Annotated in this window: 23 protein-coding genes; 21 read left to right on the top strand and 2 right to left on the bottom strand. The window is 34.4% G+C overall.

All coding sequences use genetic code 11. The annotated features are described in order from the left end of the window. The first annotated feature begins 110 nt into the window (after positions 1–110). The 21 genes from P3T75_RS08480 (at position 111) to P3T75_RS08380 (ending at position 24,707) form a co-directional block, all read left to right on the top strand. Positions 111–1,232 (top strand): baeRF6 domain-containing protein, encoded by a 1,122-nt coding sequence (locus tag P3T75_RS08480; RefSeq protein ID WP_282461341.1) that lies wholly within the window; start codon positions 111–113, stop codon positions 1,230–1,232. Between the two features lie 274 nt (positions 1,233–1,506). Further along, positions 1,507–1,707, top strand: a complete 201-nt coding sequence (locus P3T75_RS08475; protein WP_206903083.1) for a cold-shock protein — start codon at positions 1,507–1,509, stop codon at positions 1,705–1,707. Between the two features lie 216 nt (positions 1,708–1,923). Further along, positions 1,924–4,674 carry a helicase C-terminal domain-containing protein gene (locus P3T75_RS08470; protein ID WP_282461340.1) on the top strand — a complete coding sequence of 917 codons (2,751 nt, stop codon included), beginning with the start codon at positions 1,924–1,926 and terminating at the stop codon, positions 4,672–4,674. A gap of 80 nt (positions 4,675–4,754) precedes the next feature. Further along, positions 4,755–5,258: a cell wall elongation regulator TseB-like domain-containing protein gene (locus P3T75_RS08465; protein WP_206903081.1), complete on the top strand. Its 504-nt coding sequence runs from the start codon at positions 4,755–4,757 to the stop codon at positions 5,256–5,258. 88 nt (positions 5,259–5,346) lie between these two features. Further along, entirely contained in the window at positions 5,347–6,540 is a 1,194-nt protein-coding gene (locus tag P3T75_RS08460; protein ID WP_282461339.1) for a pyridoxal phosphate-dependent aminotransferase, read from the top strand. 59 nt (positions 6,541–6,599) lie between these two features. Beyond that, entirely contained in the window at positions 6,600–7,898 is a 1,299-nt protein-coding gene (gene asnS / locus P3T75_RS08455; RefSeq protein WP_206903079.1) for an asparagine--tRNA ligase, read from the top strand. 127 nt (positions 7,899–8,025) lie between these two features. Then, positions 8,026–8,373 carry a hypothetical protein gene (locus P3T75_RS08450; protein WP_282461338.1) on the top strand — a complete coding sequence of 116 codons (348 nt, stop codon included), beginning with the start codon at positions 8,026–8,028 and terminating at the stop codon, positions 8,371–8,373. A 384-nt stretch (positions 8,374–8,757) separates the two neighbouring features. After that, on the top strand, positions 8,758–9,897 hold the full coding sequence (locus P3T75_RS08445; RefSeq protein WP_282461337.1) for a CDP-glycerol glycerophosphotransferase family protein: 1,140 nt from the start codon (positions 8,758–8,760) through the stop codon (positions 9,895–9,897). Continuing rightward, on the top strand, positions 9,894–10,628 hold the full coding sequence (locus tag P3T75_RS08440) for a WecB/TagA/CpsF family glycosyltransferase (protein ID WP_282461336.1): 735 nt from the start codon (positions 9,894–9,896) through the stop codon (positions 10,626–10,628). Before P3T75_RS08445 ends, P3T75_RS08440 begins: the two co-directional genes overlap by 4 nt. 15 nt (positions 10,629–10,643) lie before the next feature. After that, on the top strand, positions 10,644–13,025 hold the full coding sequence (locus P3T75_RS08435) for a CDP-glycerol glycerophosphotransferase family protein (RefSeq protein ID WP_282461335.1): 2,382 nt from the start codon (positions 10,644–10,646) through the stop codon (positions 13,023–13,025). 60 nt (positions 13,026–13,085) lie between these two features. Next, the gene (locus P3T75_RS08430) at positions 13,086–15,455 is read left to right on the top strand and encodes a CDP-glycerol glycerophosphotransferase family protein (RefSeq protein WP_282461334.1); all 2,370 of its coding nucleotides are present in this window, start codon (positions 13,086–13,088) and stop codon (positions 15,453–15,455) included. After that, positions 15,442–16,326, top strand: coding sequence for an XcbB/CpsF family capsular polysaccharide biosynthesis protein (locus P3T75_RS08425; protein WP_282461333.1), 885 nt, complete (start codon positions 15,442–15,444; stop codon positions 16,324–16,326). Before P3T75_RS08430 ends, P3T75_RS08425 begins: the two co-directional genes overlap by 14 nt. A 205-nt stretch (positions 16,327–16,531) precedes the next feature. Continuing rightward, positions 16,532–17,941: a glycosyltransferase family 39 protein gene (locus tag P3T75_RS08420; protein WP_282461332.1), complete on the top strand. Its 1,410-nt coding sequence runs from the start codon at positions 16,532–16,534 to the stop codon at positions 17,939–17,941. A 76-nt stretch (positions 17,942–18,017) separates the two neighbouring features. Continuing rightward, positions 18,018–19,457 carry an endolytic transglycosylase MltG gene (gene mltG, locus P3T75_RS08415; RefSeq protein ID WP_282461331.1) on the top strand — a complete coding sequence of 480 codons (1,440 nt, stop codon included), beginning with the start codon at positions 18,018–18,020 and terminating at the stop codon, positions 19,455–19,457. 105 nt (positions 19,458–19,562) lie between these two features. Beyond that, entirely contained in the window at positions 19,563–20,042 is a 480-nt protein-coding gene (greA, locus tag P3T75_RS08410; protein ID WP_206905472.1) for a transcription elongation factor GreA, read from the top strand. A gap of 176 nt (positions 20,043–20,218) precedes the next feature. Further along, on the top strand, positions 20,219–20,950 hold the full coding sequence (gene liaF, locus P3T75_RS08405; RefSeq protein WP_282461330.1) for a cell wall-active antibiotics response protein LiaF: 732 nt from the start codon (positions 20,219–20,221) through the stop codon (positions 20,948–20,950). After that, on the top strand, positions 20,947–22,005 hold the full coding sequence (locus P3T75_RS08400) for a sensor histidine kinase (protein ID WP_282461329.1): 1,059 nt from the start codon (positions 20,947–20,949) through the stop codon (positions 22,003–22,005). Before liaF ends, P3T75_RS08400 begins: the two co-directional genes overlap by 4 nt. Before the next feature lie 40 nt (positions 22,006–22,045). Continuing rightward, the gene (locus tag P3T75_RS08395) at positions 22,046–22,675 is read left to right on the top strand and encodes a response regulator transcription factor (protein ID WP_206905479.1); all 630 of its coding nucleotides are present in this window, start codon (positions 22,046–22,048) and stop codon (positions 22,673–22,675) included. 102 nt (positions 22,676–22,777) lie between these two features. Continuing rightward, positions 22,778–23,443, top strand: a complete 666-nt coding sequence (locus tag P3T75_RS08390; protein WP_206905481.1) for a potassium channel family protein — start codon at positions 22,778–22,780, stop codon at positions 23,441–23,443. A 12-nt stretch (positions 23,444–23,455) separates the two neighbouring features. Further along, the gene (locus P3T75_RS08385; protein ID WP_206905484.1) at positions 23,456–23,749 is read left to right on the top strand and encodes a HesB/YadR/YfhF family protein; all 294 of its coding nucleotides are present in this window, start codon (positions 23,456–23,458) and stop codon (positions 23,747–23,749) included. Between the two features lie 22 nt (positions 23,750–23,771). Next, complete coding sequence (locus P3T75_RS08380) at positions 23,772–24,707, top strand: glycosyltransferase family 2 protein (protein ID WP_282461328.1); 936 nt, start codon at positions 23,772–23,774, stop codon at positions 24,705–24,707. Between the two features lie 92 nt (positions 24,708–24,799). Here the strand turns inward: P3T75_RS08380 and P3T75_RS08375 are convergent, their stop codons facing one another. Together P3T75_RS08375 and P3T75_RS08370 are read right to left on the bottom strand one after the other, a co-directional pair. Next, positions 24,800–25,744, bottom strand: a complete 945-nt coding sequence (locus tag P3T75_RS08375; protein ID WP_282461327.1) for a phosphoglycerate dehydrogenase — start codon at positions 25,742–25,744, stop codon at positions 24,800–24,802. Between the two features lie 137 nt (positions 25,745–25,881). Continuing rightward, entirely contained in the window at positions 25,882–26,691 is an 810-nt protein-coding gene (locus P3T75_RS08370; protein WP_206905496.1) for a DUF1189 domain-containing protein, read from the bottom strand. Positions 26,692–26,772: the final 81 nt, after the last annotated feature.

Below are 26,772 nucleotides of genomic sequence, written 5' to 3'. Positions count from 1 at the left end.
AAACTGGTTTGGCTTAGAAATGAACAGAGACCTTATTACTTTATGTAAAAATGTAAGCGTGTTACACTTTTAATGTAGTGTTATTCATTATTTTTAGGAGGTAATGTTTTATGACCAAAGTTGGAAATGAAGTCTTGCGGCAATTAACTGCTGATCTTGAAAAAGGGCCTTTTGTCACGATTATGCTAAATACCCATGTTGCCCACCAAGATGTAGAAAAAGATCAAATCAAATTTAAAAACTTCGCCAAAGAAGCCAAAAAACGTTTTGAAAAGAAATATCCTGAAAAAGAATGGAAAAAAATTCAAGATAAAATTGATACGCTTTTAGCTGACGCTTCTTTCTGGCGTAGCGGAACAAAAAGTGTTGCCGTTTTCTTGACACCAGAAGAAACGCTTGTTCATCGCTTAAACATTGCTGTTGATGATCAGTATTATGTAGGGGACCTCCCTTACTTACTGGCTTTAATTAAGAATGGTCAGTTTAACTATACGTATTATTTATTGGCTTTAAATCGCGACTCAATGAAGTTATATTTTGTTGATAATAAAGAAATTACCGAAGTGATGTTGCCAGAAGATGCGCCAATTGATGTTAAAACAGCTCTCGGAGATGAATTAACTGGCGGGAGTCTAAATTATAGCTCCCAAGGTAGTCAAACAGGCTCAAAAGAAGGCGTTGCGTATCATGGTGTTAATGCCAAAGATGAAGAAGTAGAAATAGACTGGGTAAATTATTATCAAGCAGTCGATACTTTCTTTAAAGATAAATTTGACAACCCAGCAAATTATCCAATGTATTTATACGCCTTGCCAGAAAATCAAACTATGTTCAAAAAATACGCTAAAACACCGTATTACCAAGCTGATGCTGCTATTTCAGGTTCACCGGCTCAATTAGATATTAAGAAAATTAAAGAAGATTTAGGTGAAATTGCAGACACGTTGTCTCAAGCTGAAATTGCTTCTTATCAAAAATTATTAGACAAAAAATTTGTTGATCAATTGCCAGATATTGTATTAGCGGCTAAAGAAGGACGCATTTCGGATTTATTTATTGCAACTTCTAATTTAGTGGACGGTTTTGGTGAAGATCCAGATACAGAATATGATCGACGACAAGTTTTGAATAATTTAGTTGCCGATGTTGTTAAAAACAGTGGCCAAGTTTTTGTTTTAGAGCAAAAAGATGCACCAGATGAAAAGAGTTTGACGGCTATCTTACGCTACTAATCCCTTTAACAGCTACGTTTTCTAGCGATTAATTTCGTAAAAAAAAGCTTTGTGTCAAAGAAATGAATTCTTTTGGCGCAAAGCTTTTTAAATTGTCTTAACAATTAGTAAAAATAAATTCGCTTTTATAAATTATTTGTGGTACAATTCTTTTTGTAGTTATTGTAAAGGTAATTAATGGCAAGCTTGTTTCATATTTAAACATCTTCCACTTTTTCACCGGATACAAGGAATTGCACAAATACGTGTGTTTCACACAAGGAGGATTTTTAATATGCAAACAGGTACAGTTAAATGGTTCAACGCAGACAAAGGTTTTGGTTTCATTACAGCAGAAGACGGTAACGATGTATTCGTTCACTTCTCAGCTATCCAAGGCGACGGCTTCAAAACTTTAGAAGAAGGCCAAGCAGTAACTTTCGACGTTGAAGAAGGTCAACGTGGCCCTCAAGCAACAAACGTTACTAAAGCTTAATTAAATCTAACGTATCAGCCTGACGAGTTTATCGTCAGGCTTTTTTTTGTCTAAAAATTTTAATTGCCTATTCTTCTTTTGTTCACTTATGCTGGCCGCAAATTTTGCAACGGCCTTGTTAAAAAGCATGTTTTTATTTCGCGGTTATTGAAAAAATAGTATAATTTCAAAAGGGCCTTAGTTCCCATTACGAAATTTATTAGGAGATGGCTTAGGATGAACCAAAATACAACGTATGCCGTAGTGGATATCGAAACAACGGGCACAGATCCCAAAGTTGATCGCATTATCCAAATCGGCTGTGTTTTAATTAGAAATGGCCGTCTAATCAATCGTTTTGCGACAGATATTAATCCAGGAAGAAAAATTCCCAAACAAATTCAAAACCTAACGCATATTTCCAACAGCCGTGTTCAAAAAGCACCCTATTTTGAAGATGTAGCTTTTATTATTGCTGATCTATTGGCGGATACGGTTTTTGTGGCACATAATATCTTTTTTGATTACCAATTTTTAAATGCTGAACTTAAACGTTGTGGTGTGACGCCTTTAAAAATACCCGGTATTGATACGGTTGAGTTAGCTCAAATTTTTCTGCCAGAAGAAAGCAGCTTTCGATTAAGTGATTTAGCTGAAAGTTTTGGCCTACAACATGACAATCCCCATCAAGCAGACAGTGATGCTGAAGTTACTGGTGCCTTGTTACTTTATATTGAAGCCGTGATGCGGCAGTTACCTTTAGTAACGTTAAAGACTATCAGTGAGCGGGCAACGCTTACTGCGATGCAGACAGGGGAATATATCGCTAATATCTACTTACAACAATTAAAAGAAAATCCACCTTTAGCTGCTGGCCTAGAAGTAATTGACGGAATTGCTCTAAGAAAAAAAGCAGTAACGTTATATGAAGATACTTATTATCAGACAAAGTATCCCCAAAAGAAAATACAAAAAGAAAAGCTTTATCAAAATGAACTATCGTTTCGCAAAGAACAAGCACGGCTCATGAATTTAGTTCATCAGCACTTTACTCAAGATGAAACAAAAGACTTGCTTATTGAAGCTGCTACAGGTATGGGAAAAACGATTGGTTATTTATTACCTGCTAGTTTTCTAGCCACGCCAGAAAAACCGGTGGTTGTTAGTACAGTCTCGTTATTATTGCAAGAGCAAATCATGAAAAAAGATATTCCCTTGTTAAACCGCTTTTTAGAACAAAAATTACAAGCTGTTGTGGTGAAAAGTAAACGACATTATTTGGATTTAGCGCGATTTAAACAAACGCTAAGTAAACCAGTTTCACAAAAACAATACGCTCTTTATCAAATGGCGGTCTTGGTTTGGTTAACCAAAACGACAACAGGAGATTTCGGCGAGTTGAATTTAATTAACTTAAATCATCTTTTCTTTCAAGATGTGGCGCATCGCGGCGTGAATTACTTGTCAAAAAAATCACCTTTTTATCAGCATGACTTTTTAAAGTTTTTAAATAGTCAAATGCAAGAAAGCAATTGTTTAATTGTAAATCATGCTTTTTTGGCACAAGAAAGTTTACGAAAAGAACCATTATTACCTGAATCGCCCTATCTTATTATTGATGAAGCCCATCATTTGCCGACAATTTGTGAAAAAATTGCAGCAGAGTCATTTAACACTTTCTCCTTTGAAAAGCAGGTACAATTAGCGCTTAGCGAAGAAGGGATTTTTGCCAAACTAGACGACTGGCTAGCAGAAGAAATGGCGGCCAAACACTTCATTGCATTACTGCAAGAAGAGTTAAAAGAATTAGTTGCTAGTTATGAAGTGCTGCGCGATTTATTACTACACAAATTAGCTCCAGAACAAGAAATTATAACGTCAGCAGATTTTTTAAAGTTTGATAAAAAGACTTTAAAATGTTTTAAGAAGATTGAACTCTTTTTAAAAGAAAGCAGCGAGATTAAAGCAAGCTGGCAACAATTTCTTGAAAAACGCGAATTTGCTTGGAGCACAGCGGCACAAATTGATTTTGCCACTTTAGCAGATTTGTTAGACGAATTAGAAAAACAAAAACGTATCATGCAACGATTTTGTCATGATTTTGCGCCGCGCTATACCCATTGGATTTTACGAAGTGAAAAACACCCAGGTTTAACTTTTCAAGTCACCGATTTTAACGCCGCAATTTTACCTCAAACAAAGTGGTACCCAAGGTTTGAAAAAATTGTTTACGTTGGTGGCGCGTTAAAACTTACAAAAGATCGCAATCTATTTGCCAAACGCTTAGGGATACCAACAGCAAGTTTAAAGATTGTCCCGGCTCCGTTTGATTACGCCAATCAAACGGAAATTTTAGTACCTACCAAAGCGGCCTATATACCTAAGCTTTCACCAAGTGAATACAGTGACTTTTTGGCCGAAAATTTAACGCTTTTATTAAAAGATTTTAAACGACCAGCCTTGGTATTGTTTACTTCTCATGATGTGCTACAAAAAGTATATGAGAAAATGCATCTAACATTTTTGGAAAACGGTCGAGAAATACTTGCCCAAGGTATAGGGGGCAGTCGAGATAAGTTGTTAAAACGCTTTAGTCAAAGTAATGCTGGGATTTTATTTGGGACAGATAGCTTTTGGGAAGGAATTGACTTACCAGGAGAGCAATTAGAATTAGTAATTGTGACGCGCTTGCCTTTTGAAAATCCCAAACGCCCGTTTATTCACGCGCGCTATGAGTTTTTAAATGCGATTGGCGTAGATCCTTTTAATGAAGAGTCATTACCTAATGCGATGTTGAAATTGCGACAAGCTTATGGACGGCTTATTCGTTCATCTACCGATCGGGGCGTGATGGTGGTATTAGATCGGCGTTTTGTTAACACCACTTATGGCAAAAAATTACGACAGGCAATTCCTAAAAAAGTTACAATCAGTGAAAAAACTATTTTAGAGATAGCTGCAGAGATTACAGAATTTTTAAAAGATTAGTGGATTTTTGATAATGAAAAACTTTTTACTTTGAAATCTGCTATAATTAAAAGCAATTATCACAAAAGGAGCGTCAACCTGTGAAAAAAAACTTGGCAAAAGAAGAGCGCCAGGAACTGATTTTATTTATTATTTCTGGTGTTTTAGTGGTTGTTATTGCTTTGGGTGTATTAGGCTATTTGAAGGCGCAAAGCCCCCTGCAACAAGCCAAAAAAGAAGCAACGACACTAGCAAAAAAACATACCAATTTGGTAAATGTCGACGAATTTTACTGGTACAATCGCAAGCAAACGTACTTTAGTTTAATTGGCAGTGATAAAGATGGAAAAGAAATTGCAGTCATTGTGCCAAAGTCAGGCGATAAAATTACCGTATTGCCGCAAAAAGAGGGCATTACAGCCGATAAGGCTAAAGCCTTGGTCAATAACACCTTTCATAGTCAGACGGCGAAGAAGGCTGAATTAGGCATGTATGATAAAAAACCAGTTTGGGAAGTAATGGCAACAGATAAAGAAGGCCAGATTACTTATTATTTATTGTCCTTTGAAAAAGGGGAAGAAGTAAAAGTTATTAAAGATGTGTAAGTTTTTAAAATTGTTTATTATTCCGAAAAGATTTCGGTTTAAATAACCGCTTCACGAATTTTTTAATTTTATTGAGGAGATGATGAGTATGAAATTATCGCAACGGGCCCAAAAATTAGAACCATCTGTAACGCTGGCAGCCGCAGCGAAAGCTAAAGCGCTAAAGGCAAAAGGAGTCGACGTTTTAAGTTTAACAGTAGGTGAGCCGGATTTTACTACGCCAAAAAATATTAAAGATGCGGCAATCACAGCGATTAATTCCGGTCAAGCTAGCTTTTACACGCAATCTGCTGGTATTCCAGAATTACGTCTGGCTATTGCAGACTATATGGAAAAGTATTACGACCGCAAGTATGCAATTGAAGAAATAATCGTGACCGATGGAGCAAAATATGCGCTGTACAATTTGTTTCAAGCAATTTTGGATAAAGGAGATGAGGTCATCATTCCGGTTCCATATTGGGTTAGTTATGGCGAACAAGTGAAATTGGCTGAAGGTGTTCCGGTGTATGTCGACGGTTTGTTTGAAAATGATTTTAAAGTAACTGTTGCCCAATTAGAAAAGGCAAAAACAAAAAATACCGTTGCATTAATTCTTAACTCACCATCAAATCCAACTGGGATGATTTATACAAAAGAAGAGTTAACGGCTATTGGCAATTGGGCGATTAAAAATGATATTTTAATTGTTGCCGATGATATTTATGGCCGCTTAGTTTATGACGGAAATGAATTCACACCGATTGCGACACTATCTGAGGCGATTGCCAAACAAACGATAGTAATTAATGGCGTATCAAAGACATATGCTATGACCGGCTGGCGGATTGGTTTTGCAGTAGGGGACGAAAAAATTATTAAAGCTATGACGAACATTGCCTCGCAATCAACCAGTAATCCGACTGCTGCTAGCCAATATGCGGCTTTAGAAGCATTAAGCGGTGATCAGACTTCTGTTGAAAATATGCGGGCTGCTTTTGAAGCGCGCTTGAACAAATTATATCCGCTAGTGGCGGCAATTCCTGGTGTTGAGTTGAAAAAACCCCAAGGAGCCTTTTATCTATTTCCAAATGTTAAAAAGACAATGAAAATGTGTGGTTATGATGATGTGAATGTTTTTGTCGAAGATTTGCTGGAGGAAGGACACGTTGCCTTGGTGACAGGAGCCGGGTTTGGTGCTCCAGAAAATGTCCGGATCAGTTACGCTGCTAGTTGGGATATTTTAGAAGAAGCAGTTAGACGAATGCATAAATTTGTTGAAAACAAACGCAATAAAGATTAGAATGCTAAGGGGAAATCCTTATACTAGTAATTATTGTAAATAGAATAGGAGAGACACAAGTGGAACAAATTCAAATTATTGACGCAAAAAACCACGTTGGTGAAATTGTCACCATTGGTGCTTGGGTTGCTAACAAACGTTCTAGTGGTAAGATTGCTTTCTTACAATTACGAGATGGAACAGCATACTTTCAAGGTGTGGTAGTAAAAAGTGAAGTGCCTGAAGAAGTTTTTCAAATGGCCAAAAATTTAAATCAAGAAACTGCTATTTTAGTAACTGGCGAAATTAGAGAAGATAGTCGTTCAAAATTTGGCTATGAAATTGGTGTGCAAAATGTGGAGATCATTGGTGAAAGTCATGACTATCCGATTACACCAAAAGAACATGGTACAGACTTTTTGATGGATCACCGCCATTTATGGTTACGTTCATCTCGTCAGCATGCTATCATGCAAATTCGTAACGAATTAATTCGGGCAAGTTATGAATTCTTTAATAAAGAAGGTTTTGTTAAAATTGATCCGCCAATTTTAACCGGTTCAGCACCAGAAGGAACAACCGATTTATTTGAAACAAATTATTTTGATCAAAAAGCCTACCTGTCTCAATCTGGGCAACTTTATATGGAAGCTGCTGCCATGGCTTTTGGGAAAGTATTTTCATTTGGGCCGACTTTTAGAGCAGAAAAATCTAAAACACGTCGCCATTTGATTGAATTTTGGATGCTAGAACCTGAAATGGCCTTTATGCATCAAGAAGAAAGTCTAGAAGTCCAAGAACAATATGTGGCTTACTTGGTACAAAGTGTATTAGATAATTGTGATTATGCATTACATGTGTTAAAACGCGACCGTGCGGTTTTAGAAAAATATACGCAATTACCATTTCCACGTATCACTTATGATGATGCAATCAAACTATTACAAGAAAATGGGTTTGATGATATTGAATGGGGCGATGATTTTGGTTCTCCTCACGAAACTTTTATCGCTAACTCCTTTGACCGACCTGTTTTCATTTTGAATTATCCAAAAGCAATTAAACCATTTTACATGAAACCACATCCAACTAGAGAAGATTTGGTAATTTGTGCGGATATGATTGCGCCAGAAGGCTATGGTGAAATTATCGGTGGCTCTGAACGGGCAACAGATTATGAATATTTACTTGAACAAATTCGCGCTCATGGTTTAGATGAAAAAGAATATTCTTGGTATTTGGATTTGCGCAAATATGGATCTGTGCCTCACGCAGGTTTTGGTTTAGGTTTAGAAAGAACCGTTACTTGGTTAGCCGGCATTGAACATGTCCGTGAAGCAATTCCATTTCCACGCTTGTTAAATCGAATTTATCCATAAAAATGAAACCGCCGCTAATTAAAAGCGGCGGTTTTTTTTATCGGTTTGAAAAATCGTGTTTTTTAGAATTCATAAATTTATTCAAATGCAATTATTTTATTTAAGTATTTTAAACTTGAATTAAAAATTGGTATATAAGTATATACAAGTTAAAAATGTTGATTTAAAGCTGATTTATCTTGATTTTAATCCAAAAGGTATGTTATCATGGGTGCAACGTAAGGAAAGAAGAGGGGTTATGAAAGTGATAGCAGAAAAATCAATCGTGTTAGGTAAACAATATATGGTACAGCCCAAAGGATTCCATCGTGCAATTTTAGCAACAGCAGCAAAAGTAGCAACAGACGGCATTGTTTTTAAAGTCGATTTTTGTGAGCTGTGTGACCGCGACCAAGTATCACAAGACAATCCCTATGTAACAGCTACTAGCTATGATGTGAAACGCGCTGTTGGTGAAAATTGTTTCTTTAGCTAATTTTATTGTGAGCTCAAACCACAGTCTTTTAGACTGTGGTTTTTTTGTAGCAAAAAAGTTGATGACCGGCAAAAGAAATTACAGCCTAACTTCAAGCAATTTCGTTGTTGAACTAAATTTTTGAAAAATCAAAAATATCATTTAATCAAAATCCTACCGGTATTAAAAAAGCTTTTTATCAGCTGCACATCTGCTAAGTTTTTTGCCCATGTTTTAAGTTTAATCTCCATTTTCATCAAATACAGGAATGAATTTGCTAGTTAGATGGATAAAAAAATTAATATTCCCCCAAAAGGGCAATCTTAATATGACAGTTTGTTTACAATTATTTTCAATCATTGGCTTTTCATGTACAATAGACCATAGTGTAAAAAAGGAGCAAATATGAAAACTATCAGTGCAACGGTAAAACATGGTTATCTAAAATTAATTCACGTATTAAGCCAAAGAAAAGTAGAAAAGAAGAAAATCGTTTTTTTACTTAGCTTTCCAACAACGAGCGGTATTATTTTAGAGCGCCTTGCCCCTTACTTCAAAGACGATTTAGTTATTGGTTATACGGATAATAGTGCGTCATTAGCACAAACGTATCAAAAATTTGGCTGTAAGATATATTCACTAGCGAAAAAGAAAATTTTTGCTAGCAAAATTATTGCTTTAACAAAAAACGCAGATGTCGTGTTATGTGATAATTATTTTGCTTTTTTAGCAGGACTTCAATTTTCTGAAAATACAGCGGTCTTACAACTATGGCATGCCGATGGCGCTGTGAAATCTTTTGGACTAGAGGCTAAATATGCACTAGCTGCAAGTAGTGAGGATAAAAAACGTTATCAAGCTGTTTATGAACGTTTTACTCATTACGTGGTGGGATCAAAAAAAATGATGACTATTTTTAAAGACAGTTATCAAACAACTACGGCTGAGTTTTTACCCTTTGGTTATTTACCAACTGATATTTATTTTGATAAAAACAGTAAACAATTAAATAAAAAGAAGTTTATTGAAAAATTTGGCACAAAAAAGACGCTACTGTATGCTCCGACTTATCGTGAAAATTATGAAACACCACTATTAGATTTTGAAACATTAGCAGCAAAATTAGGGAACCAATGGCAGTTGCTTGCGCATCCGCACCCACATGATAAAGTCTTACGAGCAAAACTTGCTACGTATAAAAACGTGGTGACAGATTTTGAGACACTTTCGCTGCAGGCACTATTGCAAAACGCTGATTGTCTAATATCTGATTACTCATCGGTTCCTTTTGAGTATGCATTGGCAAATCCTAAGGGAAAACTTATTTATTATTGTCCAGATTTTGATCAGTATAATGAAACAGTAGGACTGCAAAAAGATTTTAGTGAGTGGCTGCCAAAAGTTTTAACTACAGATGAAGCAGGGTTAATACAGCTAATCTCAGCGTACCCTTATGAAAATTTAGAGAATTTCAACAAACTTTGGAATACTTACAATAAAGGGGATGCTTGTAAACAATTGATAGAATGGATTGAAAATAGATGAGGGAAATGATTTTAGGGCTGCCCGTTGATCAAATTACGTATGAAGACATTTTAACAGATGTCCCTAAATTTTTAGAAGGTAACCAGAAAATGAGCATCATTAGTGTCAACCCGCAAATTGCGCTTGAAGCTAACAAGTATCCCAGTGTAATTGATTTACTTGCCAAAAGTACACATCGCATTCCTGATGGCATCGGCGTTGTTTTAGTCTCAAAAATGACCGGTGGTAAAATTAAAGAACGCGTAGCCGGCTTTGACTTAATGGTAAAACTTTTGGAATATGCCAATAAGACACAAAAAAAGTGTTTTTTTTATGGCGCTAAACCAGAAATTTTACAAGATGCCATCAAAAATATTCAAAAAGACTATCCTAATTTGATCGTTTCAGGCAGCATTGATGGTTATACAAAAATGAATGATTGTGAAATCGTGGCGGCGATGAATAAAGTAAAACCAGATTTTATATTTGTTGCTTTAGGTTTTCCCCGCCAAGAACTTTGGCTGGCAGAAAATATGGGTAGTGTCAACGCACACGTTTTTCAAGATGTCGGGGGAAGTTTTGATGTTTTAAGCGGACATGTTAAACGTGCACCAGATTTTTTTATTAAAACACATTTAGAGTGGCTATATCGCTCATTAAGCAATCCGACGCGAATTGGTCGAATTGTACAGTTACCGATTTTTGTAGTAAAAAGTTTGTGGTGGAAGATGAGGAATGGGGGAAGAGACTAGTTATAGTCAGATACGATGAAAATTGGAATTATTGGTTATGATATTTTTGGCACCGGCGGAACTCGACGTAGTAATCTAAATTTGATCAATGAATTTTCTATGCATGGTGACGAGGTTATATTTTTTAACTTACTTCCATTCGGTAAAAAGCAGGTTAAAAATATTCAAAGCGAATTGGAGAAACCAAAAAATGTTTCATTCTATTTACTGCAGCAATTTCCCGATGTTGCTGCGTGTAGCAGCTATATATTAACTCGTGAAAGTTTATTCAGTTTTGCTCGATATATCAAGTTTAGGTGGCCTGAAGCAGTCGTTGTAGGAGAAGTGCATGCGCCACTAGATTTAATTGAGCCTGAACTAGACTTAGGTGTTGATGCGGTTGACGTTTATCGGGTCGCTACAGAAAAAATTAAAAAGCGATTTATTAAGCGGATTAAGCAGGATAATGTGATATCTTTTCCAATTAGCGGAAGACATATTGATTTTTCTGTAAAAAAAATTCAGAGTGATAAGCAATCTCTTAATTTTGTAGTGTATTCACGCTTTGATGAACGCCAAAAAGATATTAGCTATGCGATAAAGTTAATCGACTATCTGGTTCATGGTTTAGGAAATAATAAAATAAAACTATTTTTAAATGGAACTGGAAAGGGTGAAAACTTTTATCGTAATTTAGTTGCCTTCTATGAGCTAAAAGATCATATTTTTATTAATCAAACACTTCCGAAAGATTATATTTATCTTTCCACTGCACGATTTGAAACATTAGGGTACTCAATTATGGAAGCATTCGCATCCGGAAAACGAATAGCCTTATATCGCGGAGATGACGGTTCATTAGCGGAAATATATAAAGGTTTTGAGTCGGTATGCTGGTTAAACAAAAATTTGGCAGACGATTCACATGCGTTATTACAATTTTATAGTGAAGATATTTCAAAAGTGGAAGAGAATTTTTTGCATGATCTGACCTTGGCAAAAGAAATTCTTGATACGAAAAACTATGCTTCAGATTATATAGCTAAAATTATGAATGTTTCTTTTTTTAAAAAAGAAAGTCAAGAAAACGTTGATTTTAGTAGAGTTTTTGAGCAAGTTAAAAAGCAAAGTAGTTTCAGAGAAAATAGTTTTATAACAAATGTTTATGTGAAAATAAAAAATGCCCCGTTGTTAGGGAAAATAGTTGGAAATTCTATTGTTAAAGACTCTGCAAAAAAAGTTTTGCATTATTTACGTCCCGCAAATAAAATCGCTGATTTAAATGATATTTCTGGTGAGCTTATGGAAGATTTTTTCTTTATAGAGACTTTCCACGGTAAATCCTTTGCAGGAGATCCAAAATATATTGCATTAGAATTAAGGAAAAAATTTCCTGAAGCATATATTTATGTTAGTTCGGCAGATGAGTGGGTGGATATGGAAATTATGGATTATGGATTTAAGCCAGTACGTGTGGGCAGTGAACAGTATATCCATAAGTTTCGTAAGGCCGCGTACGTTTTTATGAATGGTAATTCTTTGGATAAATCTGGAAAAGTCAAAGGACAAAAATTTATTCAAACGTGGCATGGGTTTCCTTTGAAAAAAATGGTTGCGAATTTAAATGACTTAACTCAACGCCAAGTAGAAAGCCAAGCTTTTCTGCCTCGAATGAAAAAATGGGATTATCTACTTTCATCATCAAAGAAAAATACGGAGTTATTAAAAAGTGCTTTTATGTTAAATGAAAACCATAATTTAAAGATAATGGAGCACGGTGCTCCTAGAAATTCGTATCTTATTCAGCACAAAGATGATGAAACTGAGCGCATACGTCTAACTACTAAGTATTTTATTCGTCCATATGACCCATCAAAAAAATATGTGTTATATTGTCCGACATGGCGTAAAGAAAAGAGAGAAACAGTGGCTACAATGGATTTTAGAAAACTGATCTCACTATTACCAGATAATTATGAAATAATAATTAAGCTACATCCACTTGAGTCGAAGTTATTTGCTCAATATAGAAACTTAGATGAACGTATTCATTGTTTTCCGAATGAAATATCTGATATCCAAGAATTATTTTTATTAAGTGATGTGTTAATAACAGATTATTCATCGGCGATGTTTGATTATGCTCATTTGAATAAAAAAATAATTGTTTTTCAAGAAGATTTGAATGAATACAATAGACAAGTAGGATGGTATTTTGATATAGAAAATCTAACTGATATACGTCCTCAAGAATACAACGAAGTCTCATTATCCAGAGAAATTTTAATGTTGGATAATATGAAATTATATAACAAAAAAATTATTGAAACATTTCTTAATCAAGATACAAGTAGTTCTACCAATCAGTTGTTTGATGAACTCTTTGATTATAAAGGTAGTACTGTGTCTAAGTGTTAAGTTAGTTTAATTGATATTTGATATTAAATAGGGGGAGTGGCATTTTTTGCCAATATGAGTATGAAAATTGGAATAATTGGATTTAATATTTTTGGTGTGGGTGGCACTAGTCGTAGTAATATCAATTTGATTCAGGAACTACAACAGGAAGAGAGTGATATTGTTTTCTTTAATACTAGTAGTTTTTCAGAAGAAGACGTAAAGGAACTTGTTGATAGAGAGTCACTTAGAAAAAATGTATCATTTAGAAAACTAAATGACATTCTGATGGGGGAGGCATTAGATAGTTATATACTGACCAGAGAATCATTGTTTGTATTAGCAAGAGCACTAAAGAAGACGTATCCAAATAGTAAGATTATTGGAGAAGTTCATGCGCCAATCTATAATGTTGAAATAGGGCCAGATTTTGCTGCAGATGCTATCGATATTTATCGTGTTTCAACAATTAATACAGCTAAATTATTAAAACAAAAAATTGGTAAAAATAATGTTATTCCGTTTTCAATTAGTATTCGTCATGTGCTTTTTGTAAATGAAATAAAAAATAAACCAAGTAAGCCGACTAATTTTTTTATTTTTTCTCGGTTTGATGAAACCTCAAAAGATATCGCCTACGCGATATCATTAATGAGGTATTTGGTAAAAGAAAAGCGTATGACTAACTACAAGCTTTTTATTAATGGGCAAGGAATAGCAAGAGTTTTATATAAAAATCTTATTAATGCTTATGGTCTCAATGATAATGTCTTTATTAATTATGAACCACCAACTAATTATATATATTTGAGTACTTCAAGAGCAGAAACTTTTGGATATTCAATTATGGAAGCACTAGGTCAAGGGATGCCCGCAATTTTATACCCTGGTGACGATGGTGTTTTAAAAGAGGTTTATGGTAACCTTAAAAGTGTTGCATGGTTGACTAAAGATATTAAAGAAGACGCTCAAACTGTAATTCGATTTATTGAAGAACCTTGGTTGAACCAAGAGTATCAGTATGATTTACAATATATTAAAACAAATTGCATTACAGAAGGGTATGGACATGAGTATATTGATAAAGTAATAAAAAATGATTATAGTGTTAATTTTAACGGCGATGTAAATGCTTCTGAAATTGTAAATGAAATATACTCCTCACATTTAGGAAATCAAACTTTATGGGGAAAGATTGTTAAAAAAGGAAATCGAAACCGCTATTTTAGGAGAATTTCACAAAGTAAGAAAATACAAAAATATACTTCGAAAATTACTAATTTTTTTAAAAAATCAACCACTAATCCTGGAAATTCTATAATAGAGGAAACTATAAAAGATAATTATATCTTTATTGAATCTTTTCATGGCAAAAATTTTTCGGGAGATCCCAAATATATAGCACTCGCAATAAAGGAGCGTTATCCAGATGTTAAGATATTTGTTAGCTCTATCAATCAGTTGGTAGATATGGAGATATACCAACATCACTTTACTCCAATTAGAACAGGGAGTAACAAATATGTCTCTACTTTTCGTCAATCTCGTTTGATTATTGTAAATGGTAATACTCTTGATAAGGTAGGCAAGCGTGAGGGGCAAATTTTCTTCCAAACATGGCATGGATTCCCGCTGAAAAAAATGGTCGCTGATTTGGAGAACGAAAAAGAAAAGCAGACACAATTGAAAGCATTTCTACCGCGCATGATGAAATGGGATTATTTATTAAGTAGTTCCTCAAGGAATACGCGGTATATTACAAGTGCTTTCCAATTGGAAAAAAATCCAAATTTAAAGATTTTAGAAGTTGGTGCTCCTAAGAACACTTATTTAATAGAAAACAATATTAATTCTGATGAAATCGAACGCTTACATTTAAAATATTTTGGTACTGAACCAAGAGGATTTAAGTATGTTTTATATTGTCCGACTTGGCGTCAAGAAAAACGTGATGATCTATCTGCACTTGATTTGAAAAAAATAATTAATCTATTACCGATAAACTATCACTTAATTGTTAAACTTCATCCTAATGAAGCTTATTTACGACGACATTATGCTAATCTTGATTCACGTATTCATTGCTTTTATAATGACATTACAGATATTCAAGAACTTTATTTGCTTTCTGAAACACTAATTACAGATTATTCTTCTGCTATGTTTGATTTTGCTCATACTAGGAAAAAAATTATTGTTTTACAAGAAGATAAACAACAATATGTTCAGAAAGTCGGTTGGTATTTTGACTTAGAAGACTTAACCGGCTTAATCGGTAAATCTTATTCGGAAGAAGAATTGGTTAGAGAGATAATTGAACCTGAAATGGATTTCTATAATGAAATTATTTGTGATGTTTTAATGAGTAATGATACAGACAGTTCTACTAATGAGTTGATAGAAATTTTAGCAGAAGATATTTTTATGGAGGCGAAAAATGGAGATTGTTAAGAGTAATCAGAGTAATCAACTTTTTAATAAAATTTTTAAGCGTACGAAGATATATAGGATAGATGATAAAATTGATTTAACCCACGATAAAATTGGAGTTGAATTGGATGAATACCATAATTTGTTGAAAAGTGCAACGTTAAATCAAGAGTCTGCAGATTTACTTCGAAAGTTAAATGACAATGGCTATGTTTTGTATTGGTATAAAAAGAGAATAAGCTATTTTGTAAAAAAAGATAAAGTAAATACTATTTGGCAAAGAAATGATTTATTACAGCTTGGTGACTTTCTTTTTACGATAAACGAACCAGAACATTTTTGTAAGTCCGCAGATAATAATTTAATCGTTATTTTTTCTTCGTATCCTAGTAGACGTGCCGATATTCTAAGTTCGAAAATCACAAGAAGAGTATTTCCTGATTTTTTTTCTAATATAGATAATTACATTATAGGAGACTCAGTTGTACTGCGTATTATGGATAGTAGTGGTCTATACGGAAGTGCGTATATGGATACGGAAACTAATAAAGAAATAGAAATAAATGTTCAAAATATAATTTCTGAAGTTAAAGAACAATATGGAATAGCATCAAATAAAGTAATCTTGACGGGGAGCCATAAAGGAGCTTTAGCTGCGCTTTATCATTCGTATCTCGGTAATTATGCAAGTGTAGTTTGTGATCCTCAAGCAAAGTTTGAAACTTTATCCGAAAATAGCGAATTAGACACGTTAGTTGCATATATGCCGAAAATTGATGTTAAAAAGAAGTTTGGTGTTTTTGAAAAGCAAGAAAACAAGTATGTATTATATACAAAAAGTATAAAACCTAAAAAACAGAAATTTTATATTCCTATGTGTCGACCAAATTGATACCATATGATTATGAAGATGAAAATCAAAATCTCAATCGTAATATCTGCATAGGAATTAGTTTTTATATTAATCGCTGGTTATTTTCAAATATGAAGTTTTCAGAGAGTGAGTTGACTTGCTCTTGAATATATTCATGAAAAGTTTAAATAAAATCTTCTATTTTTTGACTTTTTTATTACTTATTTGGATTCTTATATTAAATTTGAATGTCAATCAATCATCTTTTTACTGGCTTAATAGCGTGATTACTGTTGTATCTATTCTTTCATTTTTAACTTTCTTTTTTATAAAATTGAAATTTTCAACTAAAGAAATAGATTTAGAAAAAGTATATCAAAAAAATTCTGTGATAAAAGTACTTTATTGGTTGGCTATTTTAATTCTAATTGGTGTTATGGGACAACTGATGCGAGTAAAGTTAAATTGGGATTTTGGTACAGTTCATATCAATGCGTTTTCAATTGCAAAGACAGGAAAGTATTTATCTATTGACTACTTTGCAAGATATCCCAATAATAATGTCATTCTGTTATTTTTAGTTTTTTGTTATAAAGTAATAATATTTTTTTTTAATACTTCCTCGATTGAAGAATCGTATACTTATATGATCTTTATAAATGCTTTTATTATTTGGTTAGGTATATTTTTTTCATATAGGATAATAAGAGAAAATTTTTCTCAAAATTATTCTTTTATAGCATTATTTTCCATGATTTTTACTCTTCCTACATTGTTTTACGCAAATATATTTTATACTGATACCGTTGGTTTTTTCTTTGTTGCTTTTGTTTTATGGCTTATGGGAAGGTATAGTTTTTCATGTGATCATAATAAGAAGATTATGTTACTAATAGTAATTGGTATAATGATTGCAGTAGGGTATAAGATAAAAGCCTTTGTTGCAATTCTTTTAGTAGCATTTATCCTAAATGTTTTTTTTAATAGCAAGGACAGATGGTTAAGTCGCATTAGTAATATAATTTGTTTAATTATCTCTTTTTTGGCCACACTATTTTTGATTGGTCTGACTACAACTTCAATTATCCCTGTGTCGGAGTCTTTATCTAACGAGAATGAGCTTCCGCTAACACATTGGATTGCAATGGGGTTAAACGAAAAAACTAACGGTGGTTTTAATCAGATGGACTATAATAATATTAAAACATTTCCGAGTTATAAGAGTAAAAATGAAGAGGCACAACGTATTATTAAAAGGAGGATTGATAGTAGGGGAGTTATTGGAACTTCAAATTTTGTGTTGTTCTCAAAATGGACAAGAACATGGGCTGACGGAGATTTTGCAACAAAAGATTATGGATTGTGGGATCCCGCAAGAGATGGAATAATTCAACATTTGCTGAGAAATAGGAGTATTTCGTTTTTATTTCAGTTCACATGGTTTTTCATTTTAGTTTTGATTGCAGTGGGAACCCTTTTTTTTAATAAAAAAACAGATGTTGCGAATATTAGTTATTATTCTTTTTTTGGGTTTGTTATATTTTTAAGTATCTGGGAGTGTAATTCTCGTTATGTATATTGCTTTATACCAATCATTGTTGTTATGGTTATAACAGGTATACGAAATATTAAGTCAATCATTACCAGAAAATAATAAAAAGCATTTCACTCCTTCTTACTTTCGTGTATAATGGTACAAGCTAGTATCATGAAAGTAAGGAGGAGTTGTTTTGTCTAAACAACATCCGGAAGAAGAATCTTTTAAAGACAAGATTTTAAATTCGTTAAATAACTCAGATGAGGAAACTTCAAAGAATGAAAGAAGTTCAACTCGTCAAGGTCAACAAAATAGAAATAGTTCGTCAAATGGTCAACGAGATCGTTTGAATGTTTCCAAAGAATCAGTTGGCGCAAGAAGAAGTGGTGGAGCAAAAAGCAATTCACCAAGTACTAAAAAAAATACGCCATCAAAAAAGGATGCAAAAGAAGTAAAAAAAGTGCCTGCTAAAAAGAAGCTTAAAAAAGAAAAAGTGGACACGAATACAAAAGTACCACTTAGCACGTCTTCAGATGAGATGCAGCGCAGAAAAATGCGTCAAAAAGAAGACCGCATTGTTAGTAAAATTGTGACGGTTGTTGTGGTTGCCTTATTAGTTATTGGTGGTATTTTAGGCTTTTCTGTTTATCGTTATGTTTCAAGTAGCTTACAACCATTAGATACTGATAGTAAAAAAACTATTGCAGTGGAAATTCCAAGTGGTTCATCGAATAAACAGATTGGTGAGATTTTGCAAGAAGACAAAGTGATTAAAAGCGGTATGGTATTTAATTACTATACAAAATTTAATAACTTGACTGGGTTTCAAGCGGGCAGTTATCATTTTTCTCCGTCTATGACATTAGAAGAAATTAGTAAAAATCTACAAGGTGGGGGCGCCGGAACTGCAGGTGCAGATGCGAAGTTAACTATTCCAGAAGGCGTTGATATTGATAAGATTGGTGATATTATTGCCAGAGATACGAAAATTAAGAAATCCGAATTTATCGATTTGATGAAAAATGAAGATTTCTTTAAGAAAACACAAGCGAAGTATCCTGATTTATTGGCGAGTGCGGCGAAAGCTAAGGGAGTTCGTTATCGCCTAGAAGGCTACTTATTCCCTGCGACGTATGATTATTATAAGACTTCGTCATTAGAAGATATCGTAACCCAAATGATTGACAAAACTAATACTGTAATGTCAGCATACTACGATACAATTAAGCAGAAAAATATGGATGTACAAGAGGTTCTAACCCTTGCTTCTTTAGTTGAAAAAGAAGGGGTAACAGAAACGGACCGTAAAAAGATTGCGCAAGTATTCTTTAACCGGATTGCCGCTGGGATGCCACTACAATCAGATATTTCCATTTTATACGCTTTAGGTGAGCATAAAGAAAAAGTTTACAACAAAGATTTACAAGTAGACTCACCTTATAATTTATATACTAATACTGGTTATGGTCCAGGACCGTTTGATAGTCCAAGCGAACAATCAATTAAAGCAGTCTTAGATCCAACACCAAATAATTACTATTACTTTGTTGCAGATATTAAAACTGGTAAAGTTTATTATGCTGAAACATATGAAGAACATTTGGCCTTAGTTGAAAAATATGTAAATAATTAAATAAATGACGTTTACATTTTAAAAAAGCATGGTAACCTTTTCGATATTAATTGCGAAAAGGTTACTATTTGCGATTTTAGAGTTGAAAATGAAGGAGAAATTACCATGGTAGAAAAAGTTTATCCAATGACAGTTGAAGGTAAAGAAAAATTAGAACAAGAATTAGAAGAATTAAAGACTGTAAAACGAGGCGAAATTATTGAGCGAATTAAAATCGCACGTGGATTCGGTGACTTATCAGAGAACTCTGAATATGAGTCTGCTAAAGATGAACAAGCATTTGTGGAAGGTAGAATTACCACATTAGAAAATATGATTCGTTTTGCCCAAATTATTGACAACGATGGGGTCGATAACGATGAGGTCTCCCTTGGAAAAAAAGTAACGTTTGTAGAACAACCTGATGGTGACGAAGAAGAATATACAATCGTTGGTAGTGCTGAGTCAGATCCGTTTTCTGGCAAAATTTCTAACGATTCACCAATTGCACAAGCTTTAATTGGCAAAAAAGTTGGTGATGAAGTAACAATTCAAACTCCTGGTGGCGACATGTTAGTAAAAATTACAAAAGTTGCACAGGCCTAATTAAACTAATTAAAAAACTTCTGAAACTTTTTGTTTCAGAAGTTTTTTTCATTCTCTAGACCGATTTTATTTATTCTGATTTTCGTTATGATAAAATAGAAATGTTGTAATGAAAGTTAATGAAAATTGTAGGTGAGTTTCTTTATGAATAAAATGATTTATAGGAGGTGGAGAAGTTGAAAAATCCGTGGCGTTTTTTTCTTATAGTAGAGGCACTATTGCTTCTTTATGCTCTTTGGCAAGTTTTCAATAGTCCACCACTTTTTATGCTGCTACTTTTTGGTATCCTTTGTTTGTATTTTGCCAGTCGCGGAAAAAAACAAGGTCGAAGAACGAATTTTCGCTTGGTTGTGGGCTGTTTAGCTGTTTTTATTAGCTTGTTAAATAATCCAGCAGTCTGGTTGATGTTGGTGTTTGGTGTGTTGTTTATTGGTTTAAAAGGTGTAGAGTTAACAGGAATAGATCCGACTAAAAATGCTTTTTGGAAGAAAAAGCAGATGGTAATGGTGGAAACAGAAGCTCCAGGGTTACATCCTGATAAGCGCCAACGACAAAATTTGTTTGGGAATGAAAGAATTGGTAATCAAGTTTTCGAGTGGGATGATATAAATATTAATATGATTTCTGGAGATACTATCATCGATTTAGGAAATACGATTTTACCAAAAAGAGATAATATTATTATGTTGCGAAAAGGTTTTGGCAGAACGCGAATTTTAGTGCCTTTAGGTATTGGTATTGCGTTAGAACATGGTGGCTTTATTGGTAATGTGACTTTTGTGGGAGAACAAACTCCGCTTCGCAGCGAGCGAATTACGGTATATAGTGAAGATTATGATACGAGTGAGCGCCGAATTAAGATTTTATCCAGTACGTTGATTGGGGATATTGAGGTGATTCGGGTATGATGGCAAAAATTTCCAAAGGGATGATTGCATTATATACCGGTATTGCAATTTTTATTACGCTGATTTTAGTTTTGTTTTCTTATCTTCATGCTAATAATGTAAAGAATTGGTGGTTGGTTTCCTTACAGACACGTATTTTCTTTTTACCTTTAATATTTTATATTTTAGCGATTTCAGTTGGTTTTGGGATTGTCACCTACATTTTGATTTCTTTATTTCGCAAGAGTTCTTACGGCGGCATCGAAGAAAAATTAAGGTTGTTAGTGGCCGGAAATTATGATTCTGACTTGCTAGGTGAACCATTATCACATTCTAAAGAAAATCATTATTTAACAGCGATTGATCAAGATATTACACGAATTGGCAAAAAAATGAATGAGCTTTCAACGGAATTACAGGTGCTAAATAGTCGACCACAATTAATGGATGGCCAAACAAAAGAAGAAATTTTGGAAATTGAACGACACCGCTTAGCCCGGGAGTTGCATGATTCTGTTTCACAGCAACTTTTTGCAGCAATGATGATGTTATCTGCTTTGAATGAGCAGGCAAAAAAAATGGAGCTACCAACGCCGCAACAAAAGCAGTTACAAATGGTATCTGATATTATCAACGCTTCCCAGTCGGAAATGCGGGCCTTACTGCTACACTTGCGCCCGGTTAATCTTGAAGGGAAAAGTTTGAAACAAGGTATTGAACAATTATTAAAAGAATTACAATCTAAAATAAAAATTAAGCTAAAATGGGAGGCAGAAGAGATAACTTTGGCGCCGACTATTGAAGATCAGCTTTTTCGGATTGTTCAAGAATTATTATCGAATACATTACGTCATGCCAAAGCAGATGAGCTAGAAGTTTATTTGCACAAAGTTGGTCAAAATGTTTTATTGCGGGTAGTTGATGATGGTGTGGGATTTGATACAAGCGAGCAAAATGCTGGAAGTTATGGTTTAATGAATATTAATGAGCGTGTCGCCAGTGTTGGTGGAACATGTAAAATTATCAGTTTTAAAGGACAGGGAACCAGTGTGGAAATAAAAATTCCAATTGTCTAATTTTTTATCGTTACGGGTTTCTTTAAAGGAGGATGTTGGTGTGATTAAAGTTTTACTTGTGGATGACCACGAGATGGTGCGTTTAGGTGTATCTTCTTATTTATCCATTCAAGATGATATAGAAGTTGTAGGTGAAGCTGAAAATGGCCAAATTGGTTATGAAAAGGCGTTATCTTTAAAACCAGATGTAATTTTGATGGATTTAGTGATGGATGTCATGGATGGTATTGCGTCAACTAAAGCTATTTTAAAAACATGGCCAGAAGCCAAAATCTTAATTGTTACCAGTTTTATTGACGATGAAAAAGTTTATCCTGCTATTGAAGCAGGTGCGTCTGGTTATTTACTGAAAACATCTACGGCCCATGAAATAGCTGATGCAATTCGAGCGACTTACCGGGGCGAACGAATTTTAGAGCCAGAAGTTACAAGCAAAATGATGAATCGTTTAACGAATAAAACGCCAATTTTACACGAAGATTTAACAAATCGGGAAAGAGAAATTTTATTATTAATTGCACAAGGAAAAAGTAATCAAGAGATCGCTGACGAATTATTCATCACCTTAAAGACTGTGAAAACACATGTCTCGAATATTTTATCAAAATTGGAAGTTGAAGACCGAACGCAAGCGGCTATTTATGCCTTTAAACATGGACTAGCCAAATAAAACAAAACCTCTTCGATAGCACAACGAAGGGGTCTTTGTTATACTAGCTACATAAGTTACGATAGCTGTTTTAAATAAAGTGTACTAATGAAGGAGAATAGAATGAAACAAAATTATGCCATTATTGGTTTAGGGCGTTTTGGAGGCAGTATTTGTCGAACTTTGATTGAATCTGGTCAAGAGGTTTTAGCGATTGATAGTAGTGAAGATCGTGTAAATGAATATATGAATATCGCAACCCATGCTGTCGTGGGAAATGCGCAAGACGAAATGACTTTACGCTCATTGGGCATTCGTAATTTTGATCATGTGATTGTCGCAATTGGAGAAGATATTCAAGCAAGCATTTTAGTTACGTTAATGGTGAAAGAAATGGGCGTCCCAAATGTTTTGGCTAAAGCGCAAAACGAATATCACGCCCGGGTATTAGAAAAAATCGGCGCCGATCGCGTTGTGCATCCTGAAAGGGATATGGGGGTAAGAATAGCCCATAATCTCGTTTCTAAAAATATTTTAGATTATGTTGAATTATCAGATGACTATTCATTGGCAGAAATACGTGTGACCAATCCCAAATTTTATGATAAGACATTGGCAAACTTGAATTTCCGCCAAAATTTTGGTTTAACGGTAGTCGGTATTCGCCGGGTTAACGGCAAAGTTGTTGTTTCTCCTACAGCCGATGAAATCGTTTTAAAAAATGATAATCTTTTGGTGATTGGTGAAACAGACGACGTGGATATTTTAGATGAAAAAATGAATGATTAGTGAGGGATATTAATGAAAATAACAATAACACCAGCAGCGGCAAAATGGTTTAAAACAGAATTAACAGTTGATGAGGGGATGGGAGTTCGTTTTTACGGTAAAGTTTACGGTAAAACGCAAGTGCACGAAGGTTTTTCAGTTGGGATGTCTGTTGATACACCAGAAAACCCAATTGCAAAAGCAACCGCTGATGGGATTTTATTTTATGCCGATGAAGCAGATGAATGGTTTTTCAAAGGCTATGATTTAACCGTCGACTTGGATGAAAAGTTAAATGAACCTAAGTATTTATTTACAGAAGACTAAACTATTATAGGAGTTTAAGCAAATGCTTTTGTCGGTTATTGTACCGTGTTTTAATGAAGAAAAAAGTTTGCCTTACTTCTTTGCTGAAATGGCAAAAATTGAAAAAGTGCTGCCTTTAGATGTGGAATACATTTTAATCGATGACGGATCTACTGATAAGACTTTGAAGCTGATGAAAGAATTGTCAGTAAAGAGTGGTGGAAAGGTTCATTATTTTTCATTTTCTCGTAATTTTGGCAAGGAGGCTGCAATATATGCGGGGTTACAAAATGCCAAAGGAGACTATGTGACATTAATGGATGCTGATTTGCAAGATCCACCGCAATTATTAGTGGAGATGTATGATTTATTAGTAGCCCATGATTTAGATAGTGTCGCTACCAGAAGAAAAAACCGCGCTGGTGAACCTAAGCTTAGGAGTTTATTTGCGCGCTTATTTTATTATTTGATGAATAAAATTGGCGAGACTGAACTCGTGTCTGGTGTCCGTGATTTCCGACTTATGACAAGGCAAATGGTAGATGCTGTTTTGCAAATAACTGAATATAACCGTTTTTCTAAAGGAATTTTTAGTTGGGTTGGTTTTAAAACAGAGTACATTGCTTATGAAAATGTCGCACGTGTTGCGGGTAAAACTTCTTGGTCTTTTTGGCAACTTTTAAAATACTCGATTGATGGGATCGTGAATTTTTCTGACTTACCACTAAACATCGCTTCTTTTGTAGGTGCTTTGTCGTGTTTTGGCTCTGGTATTGCCTTGATTTTTATTGTTGTACGGGCCTTATTGTTTGGCGACCCTACCAGTGGCTGGCCTTCTATGGTTTCCATTTTTCTATTTGTGGGGGGCTTACAGTTACTTTGCTTAGGGATTATCGGGAAATATATTGGCAAAATATTTTTGGAAACAAAAAAGCGACCCCATTACTTAATAAAGGAGTCAGATAAAAATAGACCGTAAAACCTTGTTGAAAAACTGACAGTTCGTTAGCTTTTCAACAAGGTTTTTTGCTTTTTAATTGAGCACGAAGACAATACAACTATAAAAAATTTTTAGTAACCTTTTGTAAGATCAACTTGATTTTGGCTGACAGCTTGCGTTTTAACAAAGGAGTCAAGATTTTTCAAAAAGATCCTCATGAATTTTTGCTGGAAATGTGGTACCATGCCAGCAATATGGGGAGTAATCAAAATGTTATCTAGCTCCCATAGGGGACTATTAGAAGCAAGTGGCTCTTCTTCAAAGACATCTAATGCAGCATAGGCAATTGTTTGTTCTTGTAGGGCTTTAACTAGGGCAAGTGTATCCACGCTGGCACCTCTTCCGACGTTAATAAAAGTAGCACTTGGACGGAGTAGATTAAAAAATTCTGTGTCATACAGATGATACGTTTCAGCGGTGAGGGGAAGAATGTTGACAATGAAATCAAATTGTTGAGCTATTGTTTTTAGTTCTGAAATTGCATGTGTATTCGTGAAATTTTGGGCACTGTGGCCAGAAGTATTAATTCCGGTGGGATGATTACCAAGTAAATTCAAAGTTCCAGCGAGTTCTTGGCCAATTTGGCCAGTACCAACAATCAAAATTTTTTGTTCTTCTAATTTGCCATAAAAAATAGTTTGTTGCCATTTTTTATGACGTTGGCCAACAGCTGCTTCATTAAAGCCTCTAAGGCGCATCAAAATTGTCGTTAAAACGTGTTCACTAATCGCTTCTTTGTGAATACCTTTTGCATTTGTCAACAAAATATTTTGCTTTTTAAAATCTTGAAGTGGAAGATAATCAACTCCAGCGGAAATACTTTGTACCCACTTTAAGTTGGAATTAGGTGCTAGTAATTTATCCCATTTTTTTTGCCAACCGATGGTAATTTCCACTTGTTGCCAAGCTGCAGTTGTAGCGATTTCGGTAATAAAATCATATTCTGGCGCAATTTTTTTTATTTCATTAATCAATTCTGGTTTAAAAGGGCGACTGGATAAGATATATTTCGTCATAAAACTTCCTCCTTTATGTACATACTTTTATTGTAGCAAAGGAAATTAAAAAAGACGCTTTTCAAGTTTTGTAGGACTCTAAAAGCTAGATTTTTAAGCTAACTTTTAGAGTCACTACATTGAAAGGCGTCTTTTATTTAATTTGATTTTTGTTCTTCTTGCGGGATTTTTTTAATGACTTGATTAAAGATAAATAAAGTTGCAATCAAAATGAACATGGTAGCATCGAAATTCATTGTCACAAAATGGATAATTGCAGTTAAGATCACAGGTAAAGTTGCAGCGAAAACTACAATTTTAAAATTCTCAAAGCTACTTAGTTTTAGCCGTCGCATTTTTGTTTGCAGTGTTGCACCAAGTGTTGCAAACAATAAGGTGACAAGTAAATTCACAACGCTAGGGTAAAGTGAAACTAAAAAAGCAATCAGATACATCCACCAAGGAATCTTAGTGTCTTGTAAATAATCTCGGATATGACTACCAGATAAAGAAGCAAGGGATGCTTCAGAATAAGGTATAACTATTTGATTGTCACCAAGTAGTGCAGAACTTGCGCCGGTACTTGGCATTGCTACAACTAAATCATCTTTTAAAAGACCGATACTAAGAAAGTTTCCGACCATATCTGTTGTAATATCTTTGGCAGTTCGTTTGCCTTGCGGATCAAAGGTGAAAATAATCGAATCAGTTTGGTAGATAAATCCTTTTTCTTTTGCATCCGCTGGTTGTAACTGGTTCTTTTCAATTGTAAAATCAGGTAGCTTAGCGGCAATTTTTTGACCATCATGTTGAATATCGTGAAAAACACTGCTAACCTTATAGGCCAGAGGTAATGTAAGAATAGCGCCTAAGATAAAAATATAGCCAATCACTTTACCAAAGGCTAATTTTTTTGCTGCAAGTAACTCCCGAAACTGGAAAAAAGAACTTTTCATTAAGTGTAACATTCAGAGCAGGACTCCTTTTTATAAGTATTCAATCCATTCTATCGAAGGTCTGGGGCTTTTACAAGGAGAATTGATTAAATA

The sequence above is a fragment of the Enterococcus montenegrensis genome, assembly GCF_029983095.1.
In the GTDB taxonomy this organism is placed as follows: domain Bacteria; phylum Bacillota; class Bacilli; order Lactobacillales; family Enterococcaceae; genus Enterococcus_C; species Enterococcus_C montenegrensis.
Note: the sequence above shows the minus strand (reverse complement) of the source record. Positions and strands in the feature narration are given on the sequence as shown.